The following is a 5555-nucleotide window of genomic DNA, read 5'->3' as shown; positions in this document are numbered from 1 at the left end:
CGCCCTACGGGCTCCTTCCGACGCGCACAGCGTCAGGACCTTCCCCGCAACTTGCAGTTACCGCCTTTATCACGTCACGTCAACTGTGTGTCGCCGGATTTGCGCGGTTCCTGACCGCCATCGACAGTGTGCCGCAGTAATGCGGCTGCGGTGATTCACCCCTGCATTTGTGAAGTCACACAATGCCGAAAGCTAAGAAGGCACTGCAGGGCGTCGCTACGGTGCTCGAACGCTTGCACTACCCGGTGGATGTGCCCGTGCGCTCCGCCGCAATCTCAAGATTTCTCGCCGCAGCCGCAAAAGAAGGCTTTGTCAACTTGAGACAGACAATTCGATCTATGTAGAGAAGGTACGGATTCGCTATTAATGTGCCTGTGAGCCGTTTTTCACGTCCGTCCAGTCCTGTCGTGCGAGCAGACGCACCTTCAGTTCGGTGCGATGGCGTCCGGCATTCCCGCCGAGTGTCGCGGCAAAGCAAAGTGCTGTCGGATAGGAGCGAAGGTCGAGAAAACTGCTGTGTGCGTCGCGCTCGCGAAAGCCCTGCATCTGGCGTTCGCGCCTGCGCGTGGGCTGATGGTAAGCGGCCGGGCAACTCATCTTGAAGTCCGGTAAAGCACTTGGGAGTATCGTGTCTACCTAAACGTTACCGGCGCCCCATCTTTTTGCGGCGCTCACCATGGTATGCTGACCTGCGGACATTGCGGGCGCGTCGACCTTTGATCATCACGTGTTCCTTGCGGGCCGGGCGAACGGTACTGCCCCGGAACTTCACCGAGCCGCAGGCCTGAGCGAGGCCCGAGCTGGAATCCAGCCGTGCTCCAGGTAGAGCCCGTAGCGCGATGGCGAGACGCCGCGCCAACGCGACGATGCCCACCCGTCGCATGCGTTTGCCGTTGCCGGCAAAGCGCCGGTTATACGGCTGTACCACTGGGTCATAAGGCTGTCGGGCTGCAGGCGCAGCCAGGGCCACGCCAGTTCGATGAGCATCGTACGCGCTCGCGGGGTTGCCGGCCTCGCTGATGCCCTGTTCGATATCCCTGTCCCCGCTGTGGTACGGCGTGGGTGTGAGTCAGAGCCCCCCGGCGACCTCGCGTCGGTTGGCGAAACGTCGCCAGTCAAACCCTTCCTTGAACAGCACCCAAGCGCCGTTGGGACCGATCGACGAAATGCACTGGTTCGATTATGGCGATCCCGAAACGGCCTGAATACGCCGGTCGGTGAAAGACCCTATCGAGCACACCCTTCTTCTTCAATGTTTGAGCATAACAGACCGCCTTACTGCGACAAAAACCACCACCGCCCCCGATCGTTATTTGCTGTTTCACTATGTGCTTCCGATGTTTCATGGGCCGGCTTGTGCCAACACTCATATACCGATGGCGCGCCTGAACTCACGCGCGGCCGCTTTCGCGCGCGCGCTGGCATCCGGTGCGTCGGGGAGGGCGGCACACCAGGCCGCGATAGCTTCGTCGGCGAGCGGTTCCCACTTGCTCACCCAGGCCGTCAGCACGGTGCGGTTGCTTTCCTGCTCGAGCGCCATGCGAACGAGCTCGGCGGCCCAATGCCGATGCCGCTGGGCGTCGATCAGCTGCGCATCGGTGATGAGGCCGAGCAGCGTATCGCCGTTGCGCCGCGCCGCCACGCCGAGGCTTCGCAAGACCGTCTCTTCCACGGCCGGACGCGCGACGAGGTTCAGCGCTACGAAGCTCTCCGCCCAGTCCCATGCGGTGAGTGCGTGCTCGACTAGTTTGCGCCAGCCCTGCCATGCCGGATCGTTTTCCCAGTAGTGCCGCTCGTCGGTGCCGAAGCCGAGGTCGCCGAACGTCTGCGACAGCTCCCTGGTGCGATACGCCGTGTGCGTGAGCCAGCGCAGCGAGTCCGCTGTCTGGTAAGCGGCGCAGTTCGAGATCGTGGAGGCGGGCGCCATCTGGGTCAGATAAGCCGAGCTCATTTGCAGCGCATGGAACAGGAAGCGCGCGGGCGTGTAGTGGCGCGCGAGCGTACCCGCCCAGGTCCGTGCGAGCATGGTGTCGTGCCCGCGTGCGGAGAACTGGTCCAGCAGCCCGAAGACATACGTTTCCTGCCCGTCCTGGAGCAGGTTGTAGGTGCGGTAGACGAGTTCGTCCGGATCGCGGAACGCATTCCAGTCGGGATGAGTCAGCGGCGATGCATTTCGGTTTCGCTTGAACCATTGCGCCATTTCGAAGTTCGGGTCCAGCTCGAACGGCGCATCGGGATTGTCGGTCGTGTAGTGCAGATTGGTCGAGACGATCTCGTACTCGCTTGGCTTACGCCGCCGGGCCGCCAGATGGCTCCAGGTTTTCAGTGGCTTGAGGACTATGGGTTGCGTCATGCTCGTCTCCAGCTAAAGCGTCTTTTCGTAGTAAAAGCGCACATAGTCGTCGGTCGTCTCGATGCGGCCCGCAAACGCGCTGAGATTGACTTCGAGCTCGGACATCCTGAACGGCCGGCCCAGTGTTTCCTCGAGCGTCGCGCGGCGGAGGATCAGTTCGCCGTCCGCGTCGATGCGCACATAGGCGAGCTTGTCGTCCACGCGAATTGCCTTGCCGGGGTTGTCCACATGCGCGGCTTCGATGACGCCGGCTGTAATGCTGCTCGCGCGAAGCACGGGACCCACGCGGTTGTTGCGGTACGCTTCGGCGGTGTTGTCGATGGTCACGTTGTGTTCCCCTGCGGACTCAGGAATGGGCAAAGAATGGTTCGACGCCTTCGACCGCAATCAGAACATCGTCGCCTTCGAGTCTCACGGCGTATTCGGCGAGACGGCAGTCACCCGGATTGATGCCTTTGCCGGTGCTTGCGTCAAAGGTCCACTGATGCGCGCGGCACATCAGCACGCGGCCGTCGAATTTTCCTTCGACGAGTGGAATGTCCTGGTGCGGGCAAATGCCCTGAAAGGCGCGCGGCTCGCCGCCTTCGGGGCGTACCAGCACGATCACGTGGCCATCCACTTCCACTTCGGTCATCTCGCCTTCCCACAGGTCGTCGAGGGTGCAAACTTTCTGGAACAACATGCTGGCCTCAGTCGTCGCAAAAGATGAATTCGAGCGTTTCCATCGGCTTGATGTCTGTCTCGGCGAGTTTCGCGTCGCGCGGATAGAACTGCTCGCCGTCTTGGCGGCGCACGCGGATCACCTTGTCCGGTCGAGGCGCTACTCGCCGGCCCACCGAATGGTGAGCCGCTGCGGCGGCGACCTCGTCCATCGAGTTGTCCGTATCCACGGCCACGAGCTGCAATACGAAGTCATACTGAAAATTGGAAATCACAGGGAAAAGAGCCATGTCGTCCTCCATTGAATCGCCGCTTCACGGCTTTTTTTCGTAACGCTTGTCGCGGTACGTTTCGACCCACGCGTAGTGGTGCGCGTCGTCGCCGATTTCGCCCGGTGCGAGCCCCATGTACTTCAACGCGCCCGTCAGGTCAGGCGGCTGGATCTGCCCGGCCAAGAAGCGATCGACGAGCGTGAGGTGATCGCGGTAGCGAACGGGGTCCTGCTGGAACACCCAGCGATCGATTTCCGAGTTGAAGTGATATGTGCGGCCGTTGTAGTCGAGTGGATAGTCCTTCACATTCCAGCCATTGCCAGGGATCGCGCAAATGGGCAGCTGGCTCATGTTGCAGATGATCGGCAGCGTCTCCGGAACAGTGAGTTCGGGCTTGCCGGCGAGCAGGTTATCGATGATGACGTCCCACGCCTTGCCGAACGTGTCGTTCCAGCCGGGATATTTTTCTTCGAGCCAGTCGCGGCACTCAGGCGTCATGCCGGCAGCAGGATTCCACCAGACAGTAGGCCGCCAGAACCAGATACTCAATTGATAGGCGTGGTGCTGGTAGTCGACCTCGTTGATCATCTGCGCCCAGTACCACGGCAGGTCGAGTCCGAGGTCGATCAGCGTGCGTTCGAACTGGCCTACGATCCACTCCCGCATGAATTCCTTGAACGACTGTTTGCGGTGCACGGGCGGCGTGGCGTAATCCATCGACGAGCCCGTGAGCAGGCAGAACAGACGCCAAGCGCGCGCGATGGCGATGTCAACGAGCTTTTGGGCCTGCTCTTTGCGGCCGTTGGCGATCAGGATCTGCAATGCGGGGCCGCCGATTTGCGCATGGCGCGACTCGTCAGTCTGAATGCTGGAGATCAGGCTTGCAAAGGTGAAGTCGCCCGCTTCGGCAGCATCGGCCGCGAGGCCGAGAAACTGCATGTTGGTAAAACCCGTTTCGAACGCGAAGGTGAGCATGACCGCGATTTCGATTGCACTGCGCGACATGAACAGATCATCGAACGCGCTGCGCGCGGCAATCGCACCCCACTCGTTAGTGTGGTACGCCTTGTGGGCCCAATCGAACTGGCGATCCTTGGGGCAGTAGTCGTGAGGAAAGTAGAGCTGCAACTGGCCATGACGGTTCTCGTCGAGCATGCCGAAGGTGGCCATGTTGCGCATGCCGGGCGCACGGCCGAAACGTGCCATTCGGGCCTCCGCGCTCATCGCCGCATATTCGCCGAGCGCAATTGCACCGTAGTGCGCCTTCAGAATGGACAGCCAGCCCGGATCGGCGTCCTCGAACATGCGGCTGCGCTCAAGCGCGCCCTTCACCGAGTAGGCGCCGGCGTCTTTCTCGCGCTGCACGCGCACATACTCGGGATATGACGTCTTGTATGGCTCGTCGTAGGTTTCCCAGCTCGCCATGGGAATGCCTTGTGCCCCAGACATGAGATCGGGAAAGAGCTCCGACTCCGCCACATAGCTTGAAGTCCAGTTGGTGGCACGTGCAATGTCATACCATGCCGCTCGTTCCAGTAACGCCATCGTGATGTCCCCCTGCTGGAATGGACAATGTGTCGCCCGGCACGATATGCACTGCGCCGGGCGACCCTTGAACGCAAGGTCAATGCCAATGCGCGGTGTTTCTTTCTTGGCGGCTGCGGCGAAAAATCTATGAATCGCGGCGAAGCGAACGTGGAACACGAGATTGCGCACGCTTGGCGAGTAGGACGCGCAGCGCCCCACGCACAGCAGGGCCGCATCCGCTGGGCTCGGAGGCAGTATCTTCTTCGGTTTCGCCGTTGTTTAATCGTCAAATGCGGCTGTGAATCTTACCCCAGCGCCTTACTGCGACACGAGCTTCGAGATGGTAAGCTTGACAGTTTCGCGGTTTCACGAAATGAGTGACTTCGGCCGTAAAGGCCGTTAATCGCCGTTTCGCCAAGCGCGGCCCCACGCTGCCCGCCAAGTGCTCAATGAGCATCGAGTTGATATGCGTTGGGCGGAGTTAGGCGGCTTGCCGCATAAGCTAAATCCGCCTCCTTAATTCGCCTTGTCACGGCAACTGCAGTGTTGCATATCCGACATTGTCGGATATGCAACACTTCCCCAGCGCACGAACGTGATACTTAGAAGAGGCCAGTTCAAGTGCGACGCGTGTCGCCGTCCGCCGGACGTAAATCGGCAGCGTAGTGGATGACAAAGCTCTTCTCTGCCTTGTCACATTCAACAACCCGAATATCGGAGATTGAAGCTGTGACCTGCTGTAC

At 60.6% G+C, this 5555-nt stretch carries 5 protein-coding genes and 2 pseudogenes; all 7 read right to left on the bottom strand.

The features are described from left to right. Positions 1–363: 363 nt before the first annotated feature. Positions 364–576 (bottom strand): annotated as a pseudogene (locus AABE10_RS35885) (IS6 family transposase); the annotation flags it as partial. A 192-nt stretch (positions 577–768) separates the two neighbouring features. Further along, positions 769–1159, bottom strand: a pseudogene (locus AABE10_RS36570) (transposase); the annotation flags it as partial. Positions 1160–1366: 207 nt separating this feature from the next. Further along, positions 1367–2353 (bottom strand): aromatic/alkene monooxygenase hydroxylase subunit beta, encoded by a 987-nt coding sequence (locus AABE10_RS35880; RefSeq protein ID WP_342937789.1) that lies wholly within the window; start codon positions 2351–2353, stop codon positions 1367–1369. Positions 2354–2365: 12 nt separating this feature from the next. After that, positions 2366–2680, bottom strand: a complete 315-nt coding sequence (locus tag AABE10_RS35875) for an MmoB/DmpM family protein (RefSeq protein ID WP_090872397.1) — start codon at positions 2678–2680, stop codon at positions 2366–2368. Positions 2681–2699: 19 nt separating this feature from the next. Continuing rightward, positions 2700–3035 carry a Rieske 2Fe-2S domain-containing protein gene (locus AABE10_RS35870; protein WP_028371286.1) on the bottom strand — a complete coding sequence of 112 codons (336 nt, stop codon included), beginning with the start codon at positions 3033–3035 and terminating at the stop codon, positions 2700–2702. 7 nt (positions 3036–3042) lie between these two features. Beyond that, positions 3043–3303 carry a toluene-4-monooxygenase system B family protein gene (locus AABE10_RS35865; protein WP_015004451.1) on the bottom strand — a complete coding sequence of 87 codons (261 nt, stop codon included), beginning with the start codon at positions 3301–3303 and terminating at the stop codon, positions 3043–3045. A 24-nt stretch (positions 3304–3327) separates the two neighbouring features. Continuing rightward, entirely contained in the window at positions 3328–4830 is a 1503-nt protein-coding gene (locus tag AABE10_RS35860) for a toluene monooxygenase (protein ID WP_342937788.1), read from the bottom strand. Positions 4831–5555 lie beyond the last annotated feature (725 nt).

It is taken from the genome of Paraburkholderia diazotrophica (genome assembly GCF_038900755.1).
GTDB classification, from domain to species: Bacteria; Pseudomonadota; Gammaproteobacteria; order Burkholderiales; family Burkholderiaceae; genus Paraburkholderia; species Paraburkholderia diazotrophica_A.
Note: the sequence above shows the minus strand (reverse complement) of the source record. Positions and strands in the feature narration are given on the sequence as shown.